At 68.7% G+C, this 23,987-nt stretch carries 18 protein-coding genes; 12 read left to right on the forward strand and 6 right to left on the reverse strand.

Features of this window, described 5'->3' with window-relative positions:
* Nucleotides 1-72: 72 nt before the first annotated feature.
* Nucleotides 73-990: a pyridoxal-phosphate dependent enzyme gene (locus ACQZ13_RS15125; protein ID WP_431045744.1), complete on the reverse strand. Its 918-nt coding sequence runs from the start codon at nt 988-990 to the stop codon at nt 73-75.
* Nucleotides 991-1,038: 48 nt separating this feature from the next.
* On the opposite strand from ACQZ13_RS15125, the gene ACQZ13_RS15130 reads away from it, so the two are divergent.
* Nucleotides 1,039-1,659: an HD domain-containing protein gene (locus ACQZ13_RS15130; protein ID WP_431045746.1), complete on the forward strand. Its 621-nt coding sequence runs from the start codon at nt 1,039-1,041 to the stop codon at nt 1,657-1,659.
* Nucleotides 1,660-1,687: 28 nt separating this feature from the next.
* Here ACQZ13_RS15130 and ACQZ13_RS15135 read toward each other — a convergent pair whose 3' ends face one another.
* Nucleotides 1,688-2,149 (reverse strand): carboxymuconolactone decarboxylase family protein, encoded by a 462-nt coding sequence (locus ACQZ13_RS15135; protein WP_431045748.1) that lies wholly within the window; start codon nt 2,147-2,149, stop codon nt 1,688-1,690.
* Between the two features lie 119 nt (nt 2,150-2,268).
* Between ACQZ13_RS15135 and ACQZ13_RS15140 the strand changes: the two genes are divergently transcribed.
* Entirely contained in the window at nt 2,269-3,681 is a 1,413-nt protein-coding gene (locus ACQZ13_RS15140) for a PLP-dependent aminotransferase family protein (RefSeq protein WP_431045750.1), read from the forward strand.
* 125 nt (nt 3,682-3,806) lie between these two features.
* Nucleotides 3,807-4,925 (forward strand): DUF4126 family protein, encoded by a 1,119-nt coding sequence (locus tag ACQZ13_RS15145; protein ID WP_431045752.1) that lies wholly within the window; start codon nt 3,807-3,809, stop codon nt 4,923-4,925.
* 37 nt (nt 4,926-4,962) lie between these two features.
* Here ACQZ13_RS15145 and ACQZ13_RS15150 read toward each other — a convergent pair whose 3' ends face one another.
* Together ACQZ13_RS15150 and ACQZ13_RS15155 are read right to left on the reverse strand one after the other, a co-directional pair.
* The gene (locus ACQZ13_RS15150; RefSeq protein WP_431045754.1) at nt 4,963-6,162 is read right to left on the reverse strand and encodes a sterol desaturase family protein; all 1,200 of its coding nucleotides are present in this window, start codon (nt 6,160-6,162) and stop codon (nt 4,963-4,965) included.
* A gap of 44 nt (nt 6,163-6,206) precedes the next feature.
* On the reverse strand, nt 6,207-7,034 hold the full coding sequence (locus tag ACQZ13_RS15155; protein WP_431045756.1) for a MipA/OmpV family protein: 828 nt from the start codon (nt 7,032-7,034) through the stop codon (nt 6,207-6,209).
* A 376-nt stretch (nt 7,035-7,410) separates the two neighbouring features.
* Between ACQZ13_RS15155 and ACQZ13_RS15160 the strand changes: the two genes are divergently transcribed.
* The 4 genes from ACQZ13_RS15160 (at nt 7,411) to ACQZ13_RS15175 (ending at nt 12,755) form a co-directional block, all read left to right on the forward strand.
* On the forward strand, nt 7,411-8,100 hold the full coding sequence (locus ACQZ13_RS15160; protein ID WP_431045758.1) for a response regulator: 690 nt from the start codon (nt 7,411-7,413) through the stop codon (nt 8,098-8,100).
* A gap of 4 nt (nt 8,101-8,104) precedes the next feature.
* Nucleotides 8,105-10,234 (forward strand): ATP-binding protein, encoded by a 2,130-nt coding sequence (locus tag ACQZ13_RS15165; RefSeq protein ID WP_431045760.1) that lies wholly within the window; start codon nt 8,105-8,107, stop codon nt 10,232-10,234.
* 216 nt (nt 10,235-10,450) lie between these two features.
* Complete coding sequence (locus ACQZ13_RS15170; RefSeq protein ID WP_431045762.1) at nt 10,451-11,641, forward strand: MFS transporter; 1,191 nt, start codon at nt 10,451-10,453, stop codon at nt 11,639-11,641.
* A gap of 241 nt (nt 11,642-11,882) precedes the next feature.
* Nucleotides 11,883-12,755, forward strand: coding sequence for an alpha/beta fold hydrolase (locus tag ACQZ13_RS15175; RefSeq protein WP_431045764.1), 873 nt, complete (start codon nt 11,883-11,885; stop codon nt 12,753-12,755).
* Nucleotides 12,756-12,761: 6 nt separating this feature from the next.
* Here ACQZ13_RS15175 and ACQZ13_RS15180 read toward each other — a convergent pair whose 3' ends face one another.
* Nucleotides 12,762-14,318: an HD domain-containing phosphohydrolase gene (locus ACQZ13_RS15180; protein WP_431045766.1), complete on the reverse strand. Its 1,557-nt coding sequence runs from the start codon at nt 14,316-14,318 to the stop codon at nt 12,762-12,764.
* A 69-nt stretch (nt 14,319-14,387) separates the two neighbouring features.
* Entirely contained in the window at nt 14,388-15,176 is a 789-nt protein-coding gene (locus tag ACQZ13_RS15185; RefSeq protein WP_431045768.1) for an alpha/beta hydrolase, read from the reverse strand.
* A 634-nt stretch (nt 15,177-15,810) separates the two neighbouring features.
* Here ACQZ13_RS15185 and ACQZ13_RS15190 point away from each other — a divergent pair.
* The 5 genes from ACQZ13_RS15190 (at nt 15,811) to ACQZ13_RS15210 (ending at nt 23,978) form a co-directional block, all read left to right on the forward strand.
* A complete protein-coding gene (locus tag ACQZ13_RS15190) occupies nt 15,811-16,449 on the forward strand; it encodes a choice-of-anchor J domain-containing protein (RefSeq protein ID WP_431045770.1) in 639 nt (212 codons plus the stop codon).
* A 53-nt stretch (nt 16,450-16,502) separates the two neighbouring features.
* The gene (locus ACQZ13_RS15195) at nt 16,503-16,952 is read left to right on the forward strand and encodes a post-PEP-CTERM-1 domain-containing protein (protein WP_431045772.1); all 450 of its coding nucleotides are present in this window, start codon (nt 16,503-16,505) and stop codon (nt 16,950-16,952) included.
* A 3-nt stretch (nt 16,953-16,955) separates the two neighbouring features.
* The gene (locus tag ACQZ13_RS15200; protein ID WP_431045774.1) at nt 16,956-18,431 is read left to right on the forward strand and encodes a PA domain-containing protein; all 1,476 of its coding nucleotides are present in this window, start codon (nt 16,956-16,958) and stop codon (nt 18,429-18,431) included.
* A 307-nt stretch (nt 18,432-18,738) separates the two neighbouring features.
* Nucleotides 18,739-19,014: an HU family DNA-binding protein gene (locus tag ACQZ13_RS15205; protein ID WP_067272237.1), complete on the forward strand. Its 276-nt coding sequence runs from the start codon at nt 18,739-18,741 to the stop codon at nt 19,012-19,014.
* 251 nt (nt 19,015-19,265) lie between these two features.
* Nucleotides 19,266-23,978: an FG-GAP-like repeat-containing protein gene (locus ACQZ13_RS15210; RefSeq protein ID WP_431045777.1), complete on the forward strand. Its 4,713-nt coding sequence runs from the start codon at nt 19,266-19,268 to the stop codon at nt 23,976-23,978.
* The last annotated feature ends 9 nt before the right edge of the window (nt 23,979-23,987 follow it).

Here is a 23,987-nt window from a genome sequence, read left to right on the forward strand (position 1 = left end):
ACGATCACCGTCAATGTGATGCAGTCGTTCGATTGCGGGAACGCTACAGGCAGAAGGGCAGACGACGGTGATTCAGCGACCAGCGCGCCAGTCGAGCAGGTCCTCGTAGGTCGCGCAGGCGCCACCGCAGAGGATCACCAGCACGTTCCTGGCCTCTTGCAGCGCCGGCACTGCGCGCTTGAGCGTCGCCGCGACCGCGGCACCGCAGGCCGGTTCGACGATGACGCGGTGTTCCTTCGCCACGTCGAGGCAGGCCTGCACGGCCTCGGCGTCGGTCACCGTCGTGGCGACGACCGGATGTTCCTTCGTCCACGCGAAAGCGCGCTCGCTGACCCGCCTGGCGCCCAGCGAGGTCGCCAGGCTCGTGATCGCGTCCAGCGTCACCAGCTCGCCCGCGGCGATCGCCGCATTCAGCGAATCGGCGCCGTGCGTCTCCACCGCCACCAGCGGCACGTCCTGCCAGCCGACCGCGTGCATGCCCTGCAACACGCCGCTCATCAGCCCACCGCCGCCGACCGACAGCACCACCGCATCCGGCTTGGGCGCCTGCGTCGCCGCCTCCGCGATCATCGACGCGTGGCCGTCCCACAGCAGCGGATCGTCGAACGGGTGGATGAAGGCATCCGTCGGCTGTCGCAGCGACATCAGGTGATCGTTGGCCTCCATCCAGCTCTTGCCGTGGACGACGACCTCCGCGCCCTGGCGGCGGATCAGGGTCTTGGGCCATTCGCGCGTGGTCTCCGGAACGACCACGACAACCGGCAGGCCGAGCCGGCGCCCCGCATACGCCACCGCGATGCCCGCATTGCCGCCCGACGACGACAACAGCCGCGTCGCGCCGCGCGACGCATGGACTTCACAGGCGTGGCCGATGCCGCGCAGCTTGAACGACCCGCAGGGCTGGAGCGCTTCGAGCTTCAGCCAGACGCGCTGGTCCGGGGTGCTGAATGCGTCCGACTCGACGGTCGGCGTGGTGATGTGGATGGGCATGACGAGGATCGTAGCCGCGGGCCGGACAGCCGCTACCATCCAGCGCACATGAACGCTCTCTTCGAACGATCCTGGCAGCGCGCGTGGTCCGCGCTCGTCGGTGCCGACCGCGGCGACGGGAACGCGCTGCGCGACGAGCTGCTCGTCCGCTACGCCGAGCCGCAACGCAAGTACCACACCCGTCAGCATCTCGAGGAATGCCTCGCGCTGTTCGACGAGTTCGGCGGTCTGGCCGACCGTCCCGCCGAGGTCGAGATGGCCCTGTGGTTCCATGACGCCATCTATGACGTGAAGGGCTCGGGCAACGAGGAGCGCAGCGCCGACTGGGCGCATGAGGCACTGCTCGCCGCCGGCGCGACAGGCGAGGTCGCCGACCGTGTCCGGCTACTGGTGCTGGTGACGAAGCACGACGGTGTGCCGGCCAGCGTCGACGAACAGGTGCTCGTCGACATCGATCTCGCGATCCTGGGCGCCGAACGCCCGCGCTTCGACGAATACGAGCGCCAGATCCGCGACGAGTACGCCTACGTGCCGGGCTTCCTGTTCCGCCGCAAGCGCAAGCAGATCCTCAGGATCTTCCTCGATCGGCCGGTGCTGTACAGCACGCCCGCACTGCGCGAGCGGCTGGACGCCCGCGCCCGCGAGAACCTGCGCCGGGCGATCGGTTGAAGCGATCGCCCGACGCGTGATCGGTTGATCAGCGCGCCGCGGCCACGACCGCCTGCGGCACGTTGCGGAAGCTGATGGCCAGCCGGTTGTAGGTGTTCATCAGGCCGATCGCGATCGTGAGGTCGACGACTTCCTTCTCGCTGAACGCCGCGCTCACGACGGCGAAGTCGGCGTCAGGCACGCCGGTCGTGGCGACGCGCGTGACGGACTCGGCCCAGGCCAGCGCCGCGCGTTCGCGGGCGTCGAACAGCGCGCCGCCTTCCGGCCAGGCCTGCACCAGCGCCAGCTTCTCGACGGGCACGCCCTTCTTCAGCAGGTCGCGCGTGTGCATGTCGAGGCAGTAGGCACAGTTGTTGATCTGCGAGATCCGCAGGAAGACGAGTTCGACGAGCGCCGGCGGCAGGCCGCTCTGCGCGACGTAACCGTAGACGCCGCCGAGCGCCTTGACGCCGGCGGGGGCGATCTGGCTGTAGTCGAGACGGTGGGACATGGTGGGCTCCTTGGGGGGAAAGGGTTCGGGAGGAGAGGGGAAGGGGATCGATGACTGGATTCTTCTCCCGCCGTGGTGCAAAGTAGAGTCCCAAGAATCGAAGGAATCGCTGTACCACGATGAGCGCGTCGCTGAAGGTTTCCCTCGACAAGTCGTCGCCCGTTCCCTTGACCGACCAGATCCATCGAGGCATCGCGACCGCCATCGAACAGCAAGCGCTGCTGCCCGGCATGCGGCTGCCGTCCTGGATCGATCTGGCGGCGCAGTTGGGCGTCGCGCGCGGCACCGTGCGCGTGGCCTACGAGAAGCTGGCCGCCGCACAGATGATCGAGGCCTCGCGCTCCGCCGGCACGCGCGTCGCGGAGCGGCCCGCCGCCGCGCGGCGCGATGAGCAGACGCTCGATCCGGGGCCGTTCATCTCGATGTACCGGGAACTGACCGCCGGACCGGGGATCTTCCAGCCCGGCATTCCCTCGCGGGAGAGCCTGCCTTCCAAGCTGATGCACCGGTTACGCGCGCGGGCGCTGCTGGCGGAGACCACCGGCGCCGCGCTGTATCCGGATCCGCGCGGAGAGATCGAGCTGCGGCGCGAGATCGCCGGCTACCTCGCCGTGGCGCGCGGCCTGGTCTGCTCGCCGGAGCAGGTGCTCATCACCGGCGGGTATGCGGCGGGACTCGGGATCACGCTGCGCGTGCTCGGGCTCGACGGCGGCTCGGCGTGGATGGAGGAACCCGGCTTCTTCTTCACGCGCCAGGCGCTGATGCTGGGCCGCCTGACGCCGGTCCCGGTCCCGGTGGACGAGGAGGGCATCGATGTCGACGCCGCCTGGCGGCGCGCGCCGCAGGCCCGGCTCGCCGTCGTCACGCCGGGGCAGCAGGCGCCGCTCGGCGTGACGATGTCGCTGCAGCGTCGGCTGCGTCTGCTCGACTGGGCCTCGAGCGCCGACGGCTGGATCGTCGAGGACGACTACCTGAGCGAACTGCAGCTGCAGGGGCGCGCCGCGCCGGCGCTGGCGTCGCTGGACCAGCAAGGGCGGGTGATCCACATCGGTTCCTTCAGCAAGACGATAGACCCGCGGCTGCGGCTCGGCTTCATCGTCACGCCTGCGGCCATGGCGGCGCGCTTCGCGGAGGTGTCCGCCTGCCTGGCGCCGCCGCCGGGACCGGCCGCCCAACTCGCCATCGCGGCCTTCATGCGCGACGGGCACTACCTGCGCCACCTGCGTCGCGCCAAACGGCTGTACCAGGCGCAACGCGACGGCCTGCTGGACCTGCTGCACGCGCGCGGTCTGGAGACCTTGCCGGCGGCCCTGGCGGTGCTCGTGCGGACGCCCCCGGGCGCGTCGGACCTGACGATCGCGCGGGAGCTGTTCGCCTTCGGCATCTCGCCGGCACCGCTGTCGGTCTGGTTTGCCGATCCGGAGCGGGCGCAGTCCGGGCTGATGCTCAGCGTCGCGACCGCACCGCGCGCCCAGATCGCCCGCGCCTGCGATCGCCTGCAGGAGGCGATCGCCCGGCACACGCCGCGCTGAGGCCTTCCTGGTCAACACAGGCGATGCGCCTTTTCTGGCGTCGACCGCATGCAAGCATCCCGTCATCCTGGGAGGAACGACCCTTGCCACAAGGGCGGCTCCACTTCGACCTTGACAGGAATGCCATGGACATCGACCACCGACCGCGCGACCTCTGCGTGGGCACCGCCTCCGGACTGCTGGGCGGCCTGATCGGCGCCGCCGCGATGACCGCCTTCCAGGCGGGGCTGGAGCGGGTCGGCATCACCTCGGGCGTGCGCGGCATGCCGTCGACCGAACGCGCCGCCGACCGGCTCGCCAAGCTCACCGGCCGTCGTCTGCCTCGCCGCCGACGCACCGCCGCCGGTGAAGGCGTCCATTACGCGATGGGGTCGCTGGTCGGCGGTCTCTACGGCGCCGCCGCCGAACTCGAGCCGCGGGTGACCGCCGGATGCGGCACGGTCTTCGGCGTCGCCGCGGCGACCGTCGTCGACGAGACGCTGGTGCCCGCCTTCCGCTTCGGCGACCCGATCACGCGGGCGCCGCTGCAGTCGCATCCGTATTCCTATGTCTCGCATCTGGTCTACGGCGCGTTCACCGAATCGGCCCGGCACCTGTTCCGCCGCTTCTTCGGCCACGTGCGCGCAGGGGCCCAGGTGGTCCGGGAGGCGAAGGCGCAAGGCGTGCCGGTCGTTGCGACCAAGCCCGCCGATTCGAGGCGCACGCTGATGCTGGCCTTCCTGCTGGGCAGCACCGCCGGGCCGCGGACCAGCGCGCCGTTGACCGTCGCGAGCTGGGCCGCGAGGTGCGGCTGGATCGACGTCAAGGATTCGCCGCTGGCCTTCCTGGGCTCCACCCATGCCGTGGCGGTCACGACACCGATGGCGCTCGGCGAGCTCGTCGTCGACAAGCTGCCGTCGACGCCCGATCGCACCGATCCGCCGGGGCTTGCGGCGCGCGCGGTCAGTGGGGCGATCTCAGGCGCGGCACTGGCGGGCGGCCGCTCATGGCCGGCCGCATTCGCCGGCGCGATGGGCGCGGTGGTGGCCACCTACGCGGGCCACACGCTGCGCGAGAAGCTGTCCGACGCGCTCGGTCATGACTTCCCGGTCGCGGCGGTCGAGGACCTGATCGCCTTCGGCGGCGCGACGATGGTGTGTCTGGCTCAACTGGGGAGCAACCAAGCTGACGCCGCGCGAGCGGCTTCGGCCGCGGACGAGTCCTACGACGATGCGCTGTCGGTGCTGGGTTGGCCGCACAGCTGAACGGGCATCCGCGCCGGGGACGGGCGACGTCGGAGCATCAGAGCAGAACGGCGATCATTGCGGCGCAGAGCGCCATCGCACCGAGGTAGAGGCCCCAACCGCGCAGGCTGCGACGGCGGCGGCTTCGGCTGCCCGCCATGTCGCGGCCCTCGATGTCGAGGCCGTCGCGATCGCCGGCTCTCTCCGCGCCGCGTGCCAGCAACGCACCCGCCGCGTAGAGGCCGCCGGCGATCACCGCGGCCGCGATCAGGTTGCGGCCTTCGCTCATGTCGTCGCTGGCGTCCAGCCAGACCGCCGACGCCGCGCCGGTCATCGCCAGCAAACTGACCGCGCGCCAGCGGTCCAGCCGGCTCACCACGGGATCGAAGCGCGGCTGGCGCAGCCGGTCGCCGTCCGGCTCCGACATCGTCGACGTTCCCGGCGGTGCCCAGCCCGGAGACTTGAACAGCACCCGGACCCGGTCTGACCAGCGCGGCGTGGCGCGGGCGCGCTCGAAGAGCTCTCCGTAGAACTGCCCGACCGCCCGGATCGGATTCCAGCTGTGCAACGCCTTGACCGTGCCGTACACGCAGGGTTCGGTCTCCTCCACGAAGGTCCCGAACATCCGGTCCCAGAGCACGAGCACCGCGCCGTAGTTCTTGTCCAGGTAGCCCGGATTGACCGCATGGTGGACGCGATGGTTGGACGGCGTCGAGAACACCCGGTCCAGCCAGCCCAGCCGGCCGACGTGCTCGGTGTGGATCCAGAACTGGTACAGCAGCACGAACAGCCCCGCCGCGACGTACTGTTCCAGCGGCATGCCCAGCAGCGCCATCGGCAGGAAGAACGGCCAGCCCATCACCGCGTAGAAGCTCTCCTGGCGCAGGGCGGTGGTCAGGTTGAAGTGCTCGCTCTGATGGTGGACGGTGTGCGCCGCCCAGAAGAGGGCGCTCTCGTGGCTGACGCGGTGCAGCCAGTAGTCGCAGAAGTCGTAGACCACGATCGCCACGACCCAGCCCCACCAGCCGTCCCAGACCGAACCGGGCACCAGCGCCAGGTGCGGCTGCAGCCAGGCGTACATGCCGTTCTGGAACAGCGGCGTCACCGCGGCGACGGCCAGACTCATCAGTCCCTGGCTCAGGCTGCTGATCGAGTCGGACAGCCCGTAGGTGTCGCGCCCCTTCAGCCGCCCCCACAACCACTCGAAGGCGATCAGGAGTCCGAACAGCGGGACGGCGATGAGGAGGACGCGATGCATGGCGGGACGGCGGGGGAGGCGGGCGGGATGGGGCAGGACTTGCCTCAGAAGCGGTACCAGAGGCTGGCGCTGAAGGTCTGCTGCGTCCGGGAGGTCGTCAGCGGCGAGCGCGACGCCTCCCCGACCAGCCGCGCGTCCAGCCACTGACCGCTGACGGACCAGTGCTCGGAGAACTTGTGCTCGCCGCTGAGCGCGATGCTCCAGTCCATCATCCCGGCGCGCGGACGCCAGGCCGGCAGGCCGCTGGCGCGGGATTCGCCGGGGCCGATGCCGTAGCTGCTGCGCAGGTGCGCGCCGTTGGCGGCGGTGGCCCCCAGCGTCACGGCGATGAGGTCGTCGCCGATCGGGATCCCGGAGGTCAGTCCGAGTTCGAGCACCTGGCCGTCGTGGCGGCGGCCGCTACCCCAGGAGAAGCCCGACTGCAGCATCAACCACGAAGCGGCCTGCACATTGGCGAAGGCCTCGGTCGTCACACGCGAGCCGAGCCGGTCGATGCCCTTGGGGGTGACCCGGGATGGTCGCCCGAACTGCGGCCACAGCCGTGCGCCCGCCTGCCAGGTCCTGGCGGTGTCCGCATCGGCCAGCAGAGGGACCAGGTTCCAGCCGATGCCCAGGTCCGTGGAGACGAAGCCGCCTTCAGGGGTCAGGACTTCCACGGCGGGCAGCAGGTCGTTGCTGCGGGCCCGGCTGCCGGGCGCGGAGGGCCAACTGCGGGTCGAGACACCGCCGGACCAGCTCGTCTGCGCGGGCGGCGCATCCATCAGCACCAGGCTGCCCGCCGCCACCGCCGGCAGGGACACCGATCCCGCCGTCAGACCGGCAACCAGCAGCGGAGCGATCGGCAGAAAGGGAGATCGGAGGGCGGGGTGCATTGGGTCTCGGAAGCTGGACGGAATTCTAGGGACCGGGGTCCTCCGTGACCTTGCTGGAGGCTGTCGTCCGGCGGAGCATCCCTCTCAGCGGGATCGCCCGCGTCTCCGTGCAGGGTACGTTTGCAGATCCCACCTCATGGGGGATAGCCGCGGGGCGCGAGGCCCTATAAATGGGGATGGCGCCTGACAGCGTTGACGCCTTACTTTCGCAACATGTCGTCACAAGTGTTTCCGGCCTACCCCCTCAGGGTTCCCCCTGAAGAGGGGGCGACGCAAGTGACCATCGGCCTATCATGCGGAGCTTCTCCGGCGTGCAGTAAGGGGTGACGACGACCGAGCCGGAGACCCCATCGGTCAGTCGAAACAGGGAGGCCCTATGGAAGCAGTGTCCGTTGCACGCACGTTCGAGGCGGCTGGGAGTGGTGGTTATGCGATGCCGGCGGTGAAGCGGCGGGTGCTGCTGGTCGACGACCACGAGTTGGTGAGGGCGGGGATCCGCACGCTGTACCAGTCGCTGGACGAGATCGACATCGACTGGCTGGAGGCGTCGTCGCTGCAGGAAGGTCTGCAGGCGTACGCGCAGGGCGGGGCGGTGGATGCCGTGCTGCTCGACCTGAACCTGGGGGACTGCAAGGGCCTGCAAGGGCTGCGGCAGTTCATGGAGGCCTATCCCGAGGCGCGCGTCGTCGTCTTCAGCGGCACGCAGGATGAATTCGTCGTCCGCCAGGCGCGGGCGCTGGGCGCGGTGGGCTACCTGCCCAAGGGCGCGATGATGGCCGAGATGCGCAGCACGCTGCGCGCGCTGCTGGCCGAGGGCCAGCGCCACCGCCAGTCGCAGTCGGGCACGCTGTTCCCGCGTTTCCCGTCGTCGGCGATGTACGACCGCGTGGCCGAACTCGGCCCGCGCCATCTGGAGATCCTGGAGCTGGTGCTGTCGGGCTGCAGCAACCAGGAGATCAGCAACTCGACGCAGCTCTCGCTGGGCACGGTGAAGAACTACGTCTCCTCGCTGCTGCTGGCGCTGGACGTCAAGTCGCGCTCGCACATGATCAGCCTCTTCCGCTGACGCGGTGGCCACGGTCCATCGGGGCGATCGCGGGACCCGCGAGCACGCCCCCGACACCGGCTTCCCGCCGACCGAGATCCTCATCGACTCGCCGGACGTCCTCGACGTGCCGGCGAGCGTCGTTTCGGGAACCTCGTCCGCCGGCGACCCGCATGGATCCGGCGCGGATCCCTCCCCGGGTTCGGCTTCTTCCACGGCGGGTGCGGCCTCTGCGCCATCGTCCGATGCCGGCGACGGTGCGGGCGGCAACGGCACGCCCACCGGGGGTGGCGAGCCGCCGTCCGCGGACGGCCTGCCGCCGCGCCCCAAGCGCTCGCGCCGCCCGCCCAAGCCCAGCCTCTTCGTGGCGGTCGCCGGCGCCGTCGCGGAGAACGACGAATCCGTCCAGGAAGGTCGGCGCCGCGAGCGGCGCGCGATCACACGCCGGCTGCAGGACGCCGGCTTCGACGAGGCCTGGAGCCACTGGCCCTGGCTGCTGACGGCGGTCGCCGTGCCGCTGATCTCGGCGCTGCTGCGCGGCATGCCGGCGGCGGGCCTGATGGTCTGGGTCTTCGGCGTCATCGCGCTCGCGCTCGGCTGCGTCTTCACCGCGCGGTCCCTGTCGCATCGCGGGCCCCGCACCGACAGCAGCCGCATGGCCTTTTCCGACCGCGAAGGGCGGCGGCTTCTCTACCTGCAGGCGGCCGGCTGCCTCGGCCTGCTGGCCCTGCATCCGTGGCTGGCCGAATCGCCGGGCGCGCGCGGCCTGCTCACCGGACCGCTGCTCGCGGCCACGGCCGCCGTCCTCGGCGTGCTCCTTGCGCCTATGGGGCGCTGGGCCGCGGTCATCGCGGTGCTGCCTGCCTCCGAAGGCCTGGCGCGACTGTTCGATCCCACCGCGCGGGCGGGGGCCGGTCCCGTCTGGTTCCTGGCCGCGGCCGTCGTGGGCGGACTGGCCCTGCTCGAGCACCATCGCTGGCAGCGCGCCAAGCGCCTGCTGATGGAACAGGACCTCCAGCTCAGCACCATCGAGCAGGACCGCGACGGCGCCATCCGCGCCGATCAGGAGAAGAGCCGTTTCCTCGCCATCGCGAGCCACGACCTGCGCCAGCCGGTGCATGCGCTGGGCCTCTTCGCCGCGAGCCTGGAACGGCGCCTTCAAGGCACCGAGGAAGAGCCGCTGATCCGCAACGTCATGCGCTCCATCGAGGGACTGGAGCGGTCCTTCAACGCGATGCTGGACATCTCGCGGCTGGACGCCGGCACGGTCGAGCCCAATCTGCAGCACTTCACCCTGCGCGACCTGTTTCGCCGTCTGCACATGCACTACGCCGGACAGGCGGAAGGCGCGGGGCTGGGCCTGCGCTTCTCGCCGGGCGGCAAGTCCGTCACCAGCGATCCGCAGCTGCTGGAGCGCATCCTGGGCAACCTCATCCAGAACGCGATCAAGTACACGGAGGAGGGTGGCGTCGTGGTGGTCGCGCGGTCGACCTCGACCCACCTCAACCTTGAGGTCTGGGACACCGGCATCGGCATCAAGTCCAGCGACCTGCCGCGCATCTTTGCGGAGTTCTATCAGGTCGGCCAGAGCGAACGCAGCCGCACGCAAGGACTCGGCATGGGTCTGGCGATCGTCAAGCGTCTGGCGCACCTGCTGGGCTACCGGCTGATGGTCGCGTCGCGGCCGGGTCGGGGCACGATGTTCCGCCTGAGCATCCCGCTGGGCGGTCTGCCCGAGATCCCCGAGTTCACGACGGCGGCGGACACCGTGCCGATGCCGGTGATGGAGCCGCGCTCGGTACTGGTCATCGACGACGAGGAGCCCATCCGCATCGGCCTGCAGCTGCTGCTGGAGGAGTGGGGCTACGAATCCATCATCGCGGCGACCGCGGCCGAAGCGGCGGAGGCCGTGCGCACGCGCGCTGCGCCGCCGGACCTGATCCTGTCGGACCTGCACCTGGGCGACGGTCCGGACGGCATTGCGGCGATCCGCGCGGTGCGCGAGCTTTGCCGCATGGAGGTGCCGGCGATCCTCGTCACGGGCGACACCAGTCGCGAGGAACTTCGTCGTGCCACTGAAAGCGGTCACACGGTGCTCTTCAAGCCTTTGCAGCCGCGCAAGCTCTTCAACGCCTTGCGCGGCATGGTGTCCTGACGCATGACCTGACCCCGGCGCCGACTTCGCATGTTCCGGCGCCAAGCGAAGGGAGCGGGGTCAGCGGGTGCTGGTGGGGCCGGAATGAGGCTTGAGGGTCCAGGAGGGAGCCCTCATGCCTCGTGGAGAGCCCGCGCTTGGCTGAACGAGGGGCGACATCCGCGCGAAGGGCGCCTCATGGCGCCTACAGTAACGGGCTCTTCACGCCGCTCCACGATGACCACGATCTCCGACACCTTGACGCCTCGCCGCCTGAACTCGGCGGCCTGGGCGCTGCGCATCCAGTTCTTCGTCTCGGGGGCCTTGTTCGCGACCTGGGGTGTGCATGTGCCGACGGTCAAGGCGCATTACGGTCTGGGTGAGCAGTCGCTGGCGATTGCGATGCTGGCCTCGGGTGTGGGCGCGCTGCTGGCGTTGACGCAAGCTGGGCGTGTCGTGGCCCGCTTCGGTCCACGCGGCGTGGCGGGGCTCACCGGCGTGCTCTGCGCGGCGGGCGTGTCGATGCTGATCGCGCCGAGCGTCTACCTCGGGCTGGTTCTGCTGCTGATGCTCTTCGGCGCGACGGCGAGTCTGTTCGACGTCGCCATCAACGCCGAGGCCACCGAGATCGAGCATCTTGCCGGCCGGCCGCTGATGAGCGGCTTCCACGCGATGTTCAGTCTCGGAGGCATGGTCGGCGCCGGTGTCGGCAGCCTGCTGCCGCTGCTGGGCTGGACGCCGCAGACCCATCTGCTGGTGGCCTGCGGCACGGGCATGGTGCTGATCCTGGGCGCCTGCGGCGCGATGCTGAAGATGAAGACCGACGCTGGCGAGTCGCAGCCGTTGAGCCTGCCGCGCGGCGTGCTTGCGCTCATCGGTACGCTGGCCGCGCTCGGCTTGATCGCCGAGGGTGCGATGTACGACTGGAGCGTGCTCTTCATGAAGCAGGAGCGCGCGAGCGATGCGAGTCTGTCCGCGCTCGGCTACGCGAGCTTCAGTCTGGCGATGGCGCTGGGCCGCTTCGGTGGCGACTGGGTGCGGGCGCGTGTCGCACCGGTGCCGCTCATGATCGCGAGCGGACTGCTGGCGGCCGCCGGCATGGCCACCGCGCTGCTGGTGCCGGTCGCCTCCGCGGGCCTGCTGGGCTTCGCGCTGGTGGGCCTGGGCCTGTCCAACGTCGTCCCGGTGCTGTTCAGCGCGGCCTCGAAGGTGCCCGGCGTCAGCGCCGCGCACGGCATCGCGGCGGTCTCCTCGCTGGGCTACCTGGGCATGATGGCCGGCCCGCCGCTCATCGGCATGATCGCGGAGCACACCTCGCTCACGGCCGGTCTCTCCTGCGTCGTCTTCTTCGCGCTGTTCATGGCCGCCAGCGCGCAGCGCGCGCTCGGTGGCACGGGCCGCGCGACCGGCACCGCCGCGGCGGATTGAAGCCGTGTAGGCGAACGCCCGACACGCGCATCGGGCGTTCACCGAGGGCACGATGCGGCCATGCCGTCGTGCCACGGAACGCCGACCTCCCTACAGTTGATCCTGACAACGGAATTCGAGCTTCCGTTGTTCATGCTTCTCTCTCGCATGGTCCGCCTTTTCCCTCTGCAGGCGGACGAACTTTCGGCCCCGGTCTCACGACCGGGGCCTTTTCTTTTTGCGCATGCCTAAGATCGTGCCCATGAACAGCACGACTTCGACGCAACGGCTACGCATCGACTGGCGCGGCCGGACCACCGACATCGAATACACCTGGGTCAACGCTGCGATCAGCGACACGATCGCCGATGCGCCGGTGATGGTTTTCCTCCACGAAGGCCTGGGCTCGATCGCGATGTGGCGGGACTTCCCGGCGCGCTTGTGCGAAGCGATCGGCATGCGCGGGCTCGTGTACTCGCGTCCCGGCTACGGGCGCTCGACGATGCGCGCACCCGATGATCGCTGGGAGGTCGACTACCTGCACCGTCAGGCACACGAGGTGCTGCCTGCGGTGCTTGCGGGATTGGGTGTGACTTCGCCGCCGTGGCTCTTCGGGCACAGCGACGGCGGGTCGATTGCGCTGCTGCATGCGGCGAAGTTGCCGACGGCGGGCGCGATCGTCGCGGCGCCGCACATCGTCGTCGAAGACATCTCCCTCGACGGCATTCGCAAGACGGTCGAGATCTACGAGGCGGGCCCGCTGCGCGACCGTCTCGCGCGCTTCCATGACGATCCGGATTCACCGTTCGGCGGATGGAGCCAGACGTGGCTGAGTGCTGCGTTCCGCGACTGGTCGATCGTTGAGGAGATCCGCGCGATCACGTGTCCGCTGCTCGCGATGCAAGGTGTCGACGACGAGTACGGCACGCTCGAGCAGATCCGGGGCATCGCGCGCGAAGTCCCGCAGACACGTCTCTTCGAGATCCCCGCATGCGGGCATTCGCCGCACAAGGACAAGCCCGCCGAAGTGATCGACGAAGTCAGGAACTGGTTGGGGACGGTGGTCCTTGGGGTTTTGGCGCTTGACGCCAAGGCCCCATGGTCCAGCGGCCAACGCCCTGGCGAGGGCAGTTAGGCGGTTTCAGACCGTCAGCAACCCCATCGTCATCGCTTTCAATGTCGCCGCAGCCCGCGTGCTGCATTCGAGCTTGCGGAACGCGCTTTCCAGATGGGTCCGGACGGTCGCGGGGCTGATGCCGAGCACCTTCGCCGCTTCCTTGTTGCTTTCGCCGATGGCGATGCGTCCGAGGACTTCGGTCTCGCGCGCGGAGAGCGTGATGGTTGTTGAACCCGGCGATGGAGACACCACGCGCCGACGTTCAGCGCCGCAGACGGCATCGGCGGCTTGCGGGTCGAGTCGACCGGCTGCCACTTCCTGGCTCATGGCCGCGCGGGCCGCTTCGGTGTCGAGCGCCGGCGCGCCGGGGCGGCCGGTCCGTACCGTCACCCACGCGGCCGCTGCGGCCAGCACGCGTGCGGGCATCGGGATCGCGGCGCCTGCCGCGCTGCGAAAGGAGCCGGAGCCGTCCATCCGTTCGTCGACGTAGGACGCAAGCTCCGCTTCGGCATGCAGCGCGCTGAGGCGGCGCGCGGCGCGGCCGGTCCAGTAGGGCATCAGGCGGAGCTTCTCGCGATCGGCCTCGCCGAGTCGGCGGCCTTCGTTCCAGAGCGCATTGGGCACCGAGGCGCGGCCGATGCCGTGCAGCAGGCCTGCGCGATGGAGCCGCTCCAGCGCCGCCGCGTCGAAGCCGAGCACCGCGCCCGCTTCGCGCGCAGAATCGGCCACGCGCCGCGACAGGCCCGTCATCCAGGGGAGCTTGAGGTCGATGACGTCGGCGACCAGTTCCAGCGGCGTCTCGAGCGCAGCCAGCGTCTCATCGAGCTTGCCGGCGGTCTGCGAGCCCTCGTGGGCACCGGCGTCCAGCGCGCTCATCCACGTCTGCGCATTCCGCGTCACGACGTCGACCAGTGCCTTCGGATACTTCGCATCCGAGCGCTCGCCGATGTGACGCAGCGCTGCCGCCACGCCGTGCACCCGCGAGAAGATCTCCAGGTCTCCCGCCAGCGCCACATGGAAGACGACGGCGGGCACCTCGTCGCCGCTCAGGCCGTCGGGCTTGCCGTGGCCGTTCCAGGTCTCGAAGAGATGGCGCATTGCGCGCTCGATGTTGGCGGGCAGGCCCAGCAGCCGGGCGATCTCGCCGGCGACCTCGCAATGGATGAGCGCCGCCTCGCCGAGCGTGCCCGCCAACGCGGACGCCTCCTCGGCCGAACCGTTGGACAGCATCGCGTCGCGACCGCCGACATCGTCGCCCATCAGCACCGAGAACTCCGGCGCGTTGGCCGTGCAGCCCGACCAACGCAGCAGCGCCACGCAAGCGGCGTGGCCGGGCGCCAGGTCGGCGTCGCGGCCAAGCGCGAGGCCGTCGGCGCGGGCGGCTTCAGCGATCTGCGTGGCGAGCCAGGCGGCTCGCGTCGAATGGTCGACCGGCTGCCCCATGCTGAGGTCGCCCACAAAGGCCAACGCGCGCACGGCGTCGAGCACCGGTACGCGCGAGCCCGCCGCAACGGCGGTGGAAGACGCCGCAGTCGCAGCGGCAGGAGAAGTCGAAGGGGGCAGGGGGGAAGGATCAGTCACGGCGTCCCAGGGGCAAAGTCCGGCGCGCCGCGGGCACCGCGCCATGGGTGCCCGCGGACGGCGCGGACCTTACCGGGATTGCCGGACGGCGTCCAGGATGACCTTGGCGACGGCTTCGGGCTGCGACTGCTGCGGCACGTGCGAGCTGTCGACCTTGGTCACCTTCGCGCCTGCACGCGCGGCCATCGACGCCTGCGCCTCGGGGGCGATCATGTGATCGGCCGTGGCCAGCACGTAGTACGACGGCTTGTTCTTCCACGCCGCGGCCGACACCGTCTGCTCGAAGGCCTTGGCCTGGATCGGGCCTTGCGTGGCCGTCATCACGGCGGTCGTCGCCGCGGGCAGGTCCTGCGCGAAGTGGTTCTTCATGCCTTCGGCGGTCAGGCTGAGCCAGCCTTGCGCGTCGGGCTTGATGTGGGCGAAGCCCGAAGGCGCCGGGAAGCCCTTGCCCTGCTCGGCGGTGTTCTGGCCGACGTTGGGCGCGAAGGCGGCCACGTAGACCAGCGAGGCGACCTTGTCCGAGTTGCCGGCTTCGGTGATCACCGTGCCGCCCCACGAGTGGCCGACCAGCACGACCTTGCCGGGCTGCGCGTCGATCGCGCGGCGCGCGGCGGCGACGTCGTCGGCCAGCGAGCTCAGCGGGTTCTGCACCGCGGTGACCTGCACGCCTTCGCGCTGCAGCAGCGGGATGACCTTGGCCCAGTCGGAGCCGTCGGCGAAGGCGCCGTGGACGATCACGACCGACGGTTGTGCGGGAGCGGCCGGCGTGGCGGCCAGCGCGGCGGTCGACAGACCGGCCGAGGCGGCGAGGGCGGAAGCAGCGGCGGCGGCGACGATGAGGCGGCGGGTGAAGGTCATGGTCAGGCTCCTGGTGGTTGGGAGGGGTGTCGAGGTGTTCAAGACAGGGCTCTACTGTCGCGAATCGGGCCTCGCGCCGGTATCGGACGAATGTCCGAGGTCGGGTTCTCCCAATCGGGGCAGCCGCCGGCACGGGTGACAAGGAAGTGACACGGAGGTGACAGGGGTCGCTGTTGCCCATCGGTATTTACACCGAGCCCGCCACACTCGACCGCAGGCGGTGTGAATCCGGCGTCAAACGGCCATCGCCCGGCGCGGGCGGAGGCCGCCACCGGCGAGCGACCCGCGCGCGGGGCCAGGGCTTGCCGCATTCCCAATGCGGATGCGTTTGCGCGCCGTTTGCGCCCGCCACGACGGGTTCGCGCCGGCAAGTCCTGACCCCGGCGAGGGGCCTCCCCAAGCCCGCCGACCGGCCCGAAAGAGTCACCCCCTAGGGAAAGAACCACCCCCGCACCAAGGGGGAACCGCGGCGCTACCCCCTCGTGCTCTCCGTGACAAGAGTCACAGAATCGACACGCCCGAAGGTCGTCCTCCCGCCGGCCGTCAGCAGTCAAGACGGCGCCCCGCATCACGGTGCGCCGTCGTCCAAGTCCAGGTGGACATCCCACCTTCATCCTGAAGAAGGACGTAGAACATGTTCAAGAAGACCTGTCTGGCCCTGGCGCTCGTCGGCGCCGCGGCCGCGGCCCACGCGGGGCCGACCCTCATCAACGAGGGCTTCGACAACGTCAACACGCTGCCAGGCTGGCTCATCTCCAATCAGGGCACGCCCGCCACCCCCGACTATCCCGCCTGGTTCCAGGGCAACGTGGCTGCGTTCAACGCGCACAGCGGCGCGCCGACCTCCTACATCGGCTCCAACTACGGCGCCGTCGACGTCGGCGGCACGCTGTCGAGCTGGCTGATCAGCCCGGTGTTCTCGACGGCAGAGAACCTGGAAGTGTCCTTCTGGGCTCGCGGCGAGGGTGTGCCTGGATTCGTCGACCAACTGGCCTATGGCCTGATCGATGCGGCCGGCGCCTTCGCCAGCTTCGCACCGCAGGCGAGCATCACCGTCGCCGGCGAGTGGACCCGCTACAGCTTCCAGCTCGCCGGCCAGGGCCTGGGCTCGAGCGCGCGCTTCGCGATCCAGTACTTCGGCGATGCCAATTCGGCCAATGTGGTCGGTGTCGACGACGTCGTCGTGAACGTGCCGGAGCCGTCGACCTGGGCCCTGGCCGGCGTCAGCCTGCTGGGCCTGATGGCCGCCCGCCGCCGTCGCGCACAGCGTTGAACCGCGTTTCGAATCATCGGAACTTCCGAGTCATCTCCGCAAGGACAACGACCATGATCACCCGCATTTCCCTGGGCCTGGCGATCGCCGCGGCCCTGCCGCTGGCGGCGCAGGCTCACGAAGCCGCCGTGCCGGCGTCCGCCGCCCCGACTGCCACCTCCGCCGCCGCGCCCGTCGCGTCGCAGGATTCCCTCGTCGTCGTGCGTGACGCCGAGACCGGCAAGCTCCGTCCTGCCACGGCCGAAGAACACGCCGCGCTGCAGGCGCAGGTGCCGGCCGCCAAGGCCCGCGTCGCGCTGCGCGCCGTCGCGATCTCTCCGCAGATGAAGGTCCACAGCAGCGGCGCCACCGGCATCCGCGCGACCGACGAGATGGCCAGCCAGTCTGTCATCGTCCGCGGACCCGACGGCAAGCTGATCGAAGCCTGTTTCGCCAGCAAGGAAGAAGCCGAAGCGTTCATGAAGAGCGCCGCCGCCGCCAAGTCGGCCCTGCCCACGGAGTAAGCCATGCAGAAGACCTTCAAGAAGACCCTGTTGCGCACGGCCGTCGTGGCCGCGCTGTGCGGCGCCGGCGTGGCGCAGGCCGCCACCATCGTGATCCAGAGCCGCGATCCGGTCGGTGTCGGTTTCAACGATCCGACACCGGCCACGCCGGTCGGCGGCAACCCCGGCACGACGCTGGGCGAGCAGCGCATGTTCGTGTACCGGTACGTCGCCGACGTCTGGGAGAAGGCGCTGGACAGCGACGTCACCATCACCGTCTCGGCGGGCTGGGAAGCGCTGACCTGCACGGCGTCCTCGGCGACCCTGGGCAGCGCGAGCGCCTACAACTTCTGGTACGGCTTCCCGGGCGGCGCCCCGGACACGTGGTACCCGCAGGCGCTGGCCAACAAGCTGTCCGGCGTGAACCTGAGCGAAGGCCAGCCCGACCCGACCGGCTACAACAACGTCGACATCAAGACGCAGTTCAACATCAACCTCGGCAAGAGCGACTGCCTGGCCGGTTCGCCGTTCTACCTGGGCGTGGACGGCAACTTCGGTACCGGCGTGAACTTCGTCGAGACGCTGCTGCATGAGCTGGGCCACGGCCTGGGCTTCAGCGTGCTGTCGGTGCAGACCTCCACCGGCAAGCGGATCAACCGCCAAGGCACGATGTACACCGACGACGGGCTGCCCAGCATCTGGGAACGCTTCATGTTCGACAACACCCAGGGCAAGACCTGGCTGAACATGACCAGCCCGGAGCGTCAGGCCTCGGCGGTGAATCCGCTGGGCCTGGCCTGGATCGGCCCCAACGTGGTGGCAGGCGCGGGCATGCTGAGCGCCACGCCGGTGCTGAGCATCTCGGCATCCGCGCCGGGTGCTTCGGGCCTGTATGCCTACGGGACGGCCTCGTTCGGTCCTGCGGTGAGCAGCGGCATGAACCTGGGTGCGCTGGCAAGCGTGCCGGCTGATTCCAACGGCGCGGGTTGCCTGCCGTTCAGCCCGGCCCTGACGACGGCCGTGACGGGCAAGGTGGCCATCATCGATCGCGGCGTGTGCGGCTTCGCGGTCAAGGCCAAGAACGCCCAGAACGCGGGCGCGATCGGCGTGATCATCGCCAACAACGCCGCGGGCGCTGCCCCCGGCCTGGGCGGCACCGACCCGACGGTGGTGATCCCGACGGTGAGCGTCTCGCAGGCGGATGCCCTCAAGCTGCGCAGCGCGATCACCGCGGCGCTGCCTTACGGCACGCGCACGAAGCCGGGTCTGGCCAACGCCTCGCTGGGCGTCGATCAGAGCCGCCGCGCCGGTGCCGATGCGCTGGGTCGCCCGCTGCTGTACACGCCGAACCCGCTGGTGGGCGGCTCGTCCGTGTCGCACTGGGATGTCTCGGCCACGCCGAACCTGCTGATGGAACCGAACATCAGCCCCGACCTGGGCCTGGTCCTGGTTCCGCCCAAGGACCTGACCAAGCCGCTGCTGAAGGATCTGGGCTGGTAATCCGAGCCTGATCCGACGCCCGGCCGGCCCCCTTGCGGGCGGGTCGGGTAGGATGGGTCCCGAAAGCCTGGTGCGAAAGCGCCAGGCTTTTTTCTTGCACGCGGCAGCCGGACGTCAGCCGGAACCCGCTTGATGTCGACCGCATGTCGCCGGAATGTCGCTCAAACGGGCGATGAAATCCGCCATGCGGACGTTTGAGGGGGTGAAGGGGGCGGCTGGTTGCGTCTTCAAACAGGCGGGTGGTCAGGACTGGCTGATAATCGCCGGCCCCGGCTAGCCGGAACCTGGTTTTTTACTGGAAGCATTGATGAACAAGAGTGAACTGATCGAAGGCATCGCCACCAAGGCTGGCGTGACCCGTGCCGTGGCCGCGACCGCCCTGGACGCGACCCTGGAAACCATCACCGAAGCGCTGGCTTCGGGCGACCAGATCGCCCTGGTGGGCTTCGGCACCTTCAAGGTGAGCGACCGCGCTGCCCGCACCGGCAAGAACCCCGCCACCGGCGAAGCGCTGGACATCCCGGCCTCCAAGGTCGCGAAGTTCACCGCCGGCAAGGCGCTGAAGGATGCGGTGAACAAGTAAGCCTCCCGGCTTGCTGTCACTGGGCGACGCCCGCTCCTGCGAAAGCAGGGCGGGCGTTGTCGTTTTTGGGTGGAGCCGAGCGGATGCGGGAACTCCCGGCGTGGGGGCAGGTGTTGCCTGGCGCTCCTATCGGCCGGATCGACGTGTCTCTGAGAGGTGCAAGGCAAGGGAAAGCGAGAGCTTGTCGTCTGTTAATGCAGCGTGATGACATAGGGACATAAGTTCAAAGAGATCGAAGAGGGAGGAATCGCATGCTGCGAGTCGAGCAGGCGCTTGTGCGCGCACGAGGAAGAATCTCTGTCATCGCCTGTGTCGGCCTCGCCCTCTGCGGCTCGGCATGGGCACAGGCGGTCAATATCACACCGCCAAACCTCTCCGCAGGAGTGGCCGGTGCGCTGAAGGGTTCAGCCAGCGCCACATTGACCGGAGCCTCCACATACAACATTGCGCTGCCTCTCCCGCCTGGCACAGCAGGTGTTCAGCCGCAGTTGTCCTTGAGCTATTCCAGCCAGACCGAAGACGGATGGTTGGGAAGAGGTTGGACCCTCTCGGGACTCTCCGCCATTACGCGCTGCCCCAAGACCCTCGCCCAAGACGGTGTGCGGCGAGGCGTGGCGCTCAACAACGAAGATCAATACTGTCTCGATGGTCAGCGTCTAGTGTCACTGGGCGCCGTGAGCGGTACAGAGACTGGATATCGCACCGAGATTGACGGCTTCTCGCGCATCGTCTCGACACGAATTCGCAACACGCCTGCTGACGGACCGGCGCTGTTCACGGTGGAGACCAAGGACGGGATGACTCTCGCTTACGGTCTGAGCGTATCTGCCCGCATCGAGGCACCCGGATCGACCGCCGGTCTGTACTGGTTGTTGGACCACGTCGAAGACCGTCGCGGCAACTACTACGAGATTGACTACCTTGAGAACAATGCTCAGGGCGAGTACTACCCGACCCAGATCCGTTACACCGGCAACGGCGCCAAGGGCTTGAACACTTACGCCGCGGTTCGCTTCAGCTACGAGACCAGACCGGATCCTTGGAGTGGCTATGTGATGGGCAAGCAATTGCGCCGCACGGTCCGCATGACCGCAATCAAGACCTATGTCGGCACCGATGCCGCGGGCAACGGCGGTACGTTGGTACGAGACTTCCGGCTTGAGTACCAGCAAGGACTGTCCAGTGGACGCAGCCTTTTATGGCGGGTCCAGGATTGCGATGCGCAGGGCACCTGCCTGCCTGCGACGGAACTGGCTTGGACTACGCGGGACCCGGCCTCCAATGCATCTGGAATCGCGGGCAGCGGCTACTGGGGCGGGCCTAACATCAACATCGAATTCACGCCCAAGCAGCCCATTCCGTCGGAACAGGTGAAGGCCAAGACCGTGATGGGAGACTTCAACGGCGATGGCGCCGTGGATCTGCTTTATGCGGACGGTAGCAGTGCCTGGAAGGTCTGCCTGTCCACGGGTACGGCCTTCAATTGCCAGACATGGTCGGCCGTGGCAGGGCGTACTGAGGAGTCCATGTCGGGCGATTTCAATGGCGATGGATTGACGGACATTGCCTTGCTGCCCAGCCAGATCTCGGGCATCGGCCCCTGGACGATCTGTCTATCGACAGGCTCTGGCTTCTCCTGCCAGACGTGGAACGCGCAATCGTCGGGCAAGTTCGCGCAACGCTACATGGTCGCGGACATGGACGGCGACGGGCGTGACGACCTTCTGGTCTACAACCTGTTCAATGACAACTTCCTCTGCCGCTCCAATGGCGCGGGCTTTGACCCCTGCGTCGCTTACGCGAACTTGGGAGCGGCATTGTCGTCCGGTGATGACTACGAGTTACGTACCCGGGTTTATCAGCGCATCGGAGACCTGAACGGCGACGGGCGTCCTGACATTCTCAAATACGCCATGCGCACCGGACCATCGGCGGGAAATGCTCAATGGGAAGCATACGTCGCCACCGACACCGGCTTTGTAATGTGGCCTAGTGTGGCGGCTAGCGTGGGCAGTGCCATCGCCCCCGTACAGCCCGGACAGAGCGTGATGGCGGACATCAACCGCGATCCGTTCGGCGCCTATAGCGACACGATGGCCGCCGTCGGCACGGGCAACCCGAATGCGCCGGTGCTCGAGGTCTGCAAATCGACCGGCACGAGCCTGTCCTGCAGCACGCGCCCCATCTCGCCAAGTACGCAGAGTCCGGTCGACGTTCTTGCAGACAACGACCGAGACGGGTGGGTCGACAGCTACTCAACCGGAAGAATCTGCCAGATCGGAGATACCGCGTTTGCGCCGTGCACGGCGCTGCCAGGCGGTGTTCCGCCTGGGTTCTACCTTACCGAAATCATCGCGGATCTGAATGGCGACGGCATTCCGGATCGCGCCTACTACGACAACGCAACGCTACCGGGACGCTGGTATGTCACGCTGACCGCAGGGGCGAATTACCAGGACCTGTTGGCCTCAGTCACCGAAGGTCGCGGAGCGACCACGCGCTTCTTCTACGAAGGTCTGGAGAACCGCGCCGTGCATACGCCAGGCCCTTTGCTCCCCTATCCCAGCCGGCTGCAACTGAACGGGCAGGCGATCCTGTCGCGGATGGAGTTGAGCAACGGCATCGGCGGGTGGCACGCCTTCGACTATCGCTACCAAGGCGCCGCAGCTGACCTGCGCGGACGCGGGTCGCTCGGTTTCTCAAAGGTGACCGCCATCGACCAGGACAACGGAATCACCACCACCACATTGTTGCGACAGGACTTCCCGTACATCGGCGCAACCAAAGAGGTCAGGCGCACGTCTCGCAGCGGCGGACTCCTGTCACTCCAGACACTGGGGCACGCCAGACTGGACACCGGCAGTGGCACGGTCTATCCCTACATCAAGACGCAGACCGTCACGGCTAACGACCTGGACGGCAGTCCACTTCTAGGCGGCAGCTCGACCATCGACACGGTGGACGCCTACGGCAACGTCACACACGCAACCGAGGTCGTCTCGGGGCCTGACGGCGAGAGCGTGACCACCGTCATCACGCGTGAGTTCGAGAATCGCGACGTCTATTGGCTGCTGGGCCTCAAGACCAAGGAGCAGGTGACCAAGACCAGCACGCCAGCAGGCAGCCCGGTCGTGCCCGCGCAGTTGACCCTCGGCGCGTGCGTCATGGGATCCGGCACGTTGGCCCCGACGCCCGACCAGGCGACTTGCCGCCTCGGCAATCTCGGCCAGACTGCGGCGACCGGCATCGTCTACACGAGTCCCTCCGGCACTACGGTGTCAGGGCCGACGTCTTGCGCGGCTGGTTCCGGCGACTGCGGCGGCGTGGTCGTCACCAGCGGTACGAGCCCCCGTCGCTACGACGGCCAGGTCACGGCTACCTCAAGCTCCGGTAGCGTCGCTTCCGCGGCCGTCACGCTGCAGGTCGCCGCGCCGGCGTCGCCCGCGCGCCTGACGCTGTCGGCTTGCTCAATCGTCTCGTTCACGACAACGCCGACGCCGGCTACGCACATCTGTCAGGTTGCGAACGAGGGAGAGTCCGCAGCCAGCGCCATCAGCTACGCCTCCATCGTCGGCGCGACCATCGTTGGGCCGACCGGCCGATGCGAGGCAGGCACGATTTGCGGCATCGTGACCGTGACGTCGGCCACCACGCCCGGCCATGTGACCGGCACCCTCGCGGTGACGCCGGCCACGGGTGTAGGCGCCAGCATGTCGATCGACCTCTGGGTGCTCACCGCCTCGCAACTCGAGTTCCGCGACTGCACGCGCACGTCGCCGGTGACGGCGCCCGCAAGTGCGCGACTCAGCTGCACAGTGTTCAATGCCGGCCAGACGTCGATCACCGCGATTGCCTACGGCGGCGTCGCGGGCGCCAGCATCACCGGGCCGACGGGTGCCTGCGCCGCGACGTCGAGCTGCGGCGTTGTCTCCGTGACGACGCCAGGTACAGCAGGTACTTACGATGGCGTCCTCACCGCAACGCCCAACGCCGGCGGCGGCGCACAACTGCCGTTGAGCCTGGTGGTCCAATCGCAAGCGCAACTGGCCTGGAGCAACTGCTCCGCCAACTCGCCGGTCACCACGCCGAACGCCGCCACGTTGAGTTGCACGCTGAGCAACACCGGCCAGGCAAGCGCCAACAGCATCAGTTACGGCGGCATCGCGGGCGCCTCGGTGTCCGGACCGACCGGAGCGTGCGCGGGCGGCACGGTGTGCGGAACGGCGGTGGTAACCACCAGTGGCAACGCCGGCAACTATGTCGGCACCTTGACCGCTTCGCCAGACTCGGGCGGCTCGGCCAGCAACGGCGTCAACCTCTGGGTCTACACCCAGGCGCAACTCGCGTTCAGCAACTGCGGCGCCAACTCGCCGACGATCGCCCCGACTCCGGCTTCGCTCAGTTGCACGATGACCAACGTGGGACAAACGGCGACCGCGGCCATCAGCTACTCCGCCATCGGCGGCGCATCGGTAACCGGCCCGACAGGCGCCTGCGGCGCGGGCGCGGTCTGCGGTACGGTCACCGTGACGACCTCGGGTTCCGCCGGCAACTACGGAGGCACGCTGATCGCATCGCCTCAGGGCGGCGTCGCGGGCAGCACCGGCGTGTCGTTGACGGTGCATCCGCCGCCGCCTTCGTTGACCACCACGCCAGTGTTCCCGCAGAGCTTTGTCGGCAAGGGACTGTTCACCTACACGGTCACCGCGACGGCCAACGTCGCCAACGGCCTGGCGCCATTCGTCTACCAATGGATCGCCCTGCAATCCAACAACACCAGCACGACGATTACCGGTGGCAACACCGCCACGGCCACGCTTGCCACGCGACAGACCGTGGCGTGCGAATGGGGCTCCGCCGTATATCGCGTGACCGTCACGGACGCATTGAACCGGGTTACGAGTCTTGATCTGGCGGTCGAAACCAGATCCACGAGTCCGCCGAACAACAGCGTGTGCCCATGAGCCACGGTC

The sequence above is a fragment of the Roseateles sp. L2-2 genome, from assembly GCF_050613215.1.
Lineage (GTDB): Bacteria > Pseudomonadota > Gammaproteobacteria > Burkholderiales > Burkholderiaceae_C > Roseateles > Roseateles noduli.

Coding starts and splice junctions, on each gene's coding strand:
- ACQZ13_RS15125 (WP_431045744.1), bottom strand. CDS start 990: ATGCCCATCCACATCACCACGCCGACCGTCGAGTCGGACGCATTCAGC.
- ACQZ13_RS15130 (WP_431045746.1), top strand. CDS start 1,039: ATGAACGCTCTCTTCGAACGATCCTGGCAGCGCGCGTGGTCCGCGCTC.
- ACQZ13_RS15135 (WP_431045748.1), bottom strand. CDS start 2,149: ATGTCCCACCGTCTCGACTACAGCCAGATCGCCCCCGCCGGCGTCAAG.
- ACQZ13_RS15140 (WP_431045750.1), top strand. CDS start 2,269: ATGAGCGCGTCGCTGAAGGTTTCCCTCGACAAGTCGTCGCCCGTTCCC.
- ACQZ13_RS15145 (WP_431045752.1), top strand. CDS start 3,807: ATGGACATCGACCACCGACCGCGCGACCTCTGCGTGGGCACCGCCTCC.
- ACQZ13_RS15150 (WP_431045754.1), bottom strand. CDS start 6,162: ATGCATCGCGTCCTCCTCATCGCCGTCCCGCTGTTCGGACTCCTGATC.
- ACQZ13_RS15155 (WP_431045756.1), bottom strand. CDS start 7,034: ATGCACCCCGCCCTCCGATCTCCCTTTCTGCCGATCGCTCCGCTGCTG.
- ACQZ13_RS15160 (WP_431045758.1), top strand. CDS start 7,411: ATGGAAGCAGTGTCCGTTGCACGCACGTTCGAGGCGGCTGGGAGTGGT.
- ACQZ13_RS15170 (WP_431045762.1), top strand. CDS start 10,451: ATGACCACGATCTCCGACACCTTGACGCCTCGCCGCCTGAACTCGGCG.
- ACQZ13_RS15175 (WP_431045764.1), top strand. CDS start 11,883: ATGAACAGCACGACTTCGACGCAACGGCTACGCATCGACTGGCGCGGC.
- ACQZ13_RS15185 (WP_431045768.1), bottom strand. CDS start 15,176: ATGACCTTCACCCGCCGCCTCATCGTCGCCGCCGCCGCTGCTTCCGCC.
- ACQZ13_RS15190 (WP_431045770.1), top strand. CDS start 15,811: ATGTTCAAGAAGACCTGTCTGGCCCTGGCGCTCGTCGGCGCCGCGGCC.
- ACQZ13_RS15195 (WP_431045772.1), top strand. CDS start 16,503: ATGATCACCCGCATTTCCCTGGGCCTGGCGATCGCCGCGGCCCTGCCG.
- ACQZ13_RS15200 (WP_431045774.1), top strand. CDS start 16,956: ATGCAGAAGACCTTCAAGAAGACCCTGTTGCGCACGGCCGTCGTGGCC.
- ACQZ13_RS15205 (WP_067272237.1), top strand. CDS start 18,739: ATGAACAAGAGTGAACTGATCGAAGGCATCGCCACCAAGGCTGGCGTG.
- ACQZ13_RS15210 (WP_431045777.1), top strand. CDS start 19,266: ATGCTGCGAGTCGAGCAGGCGCTTGTGCGCGCACGAGGAAGAATCTCT.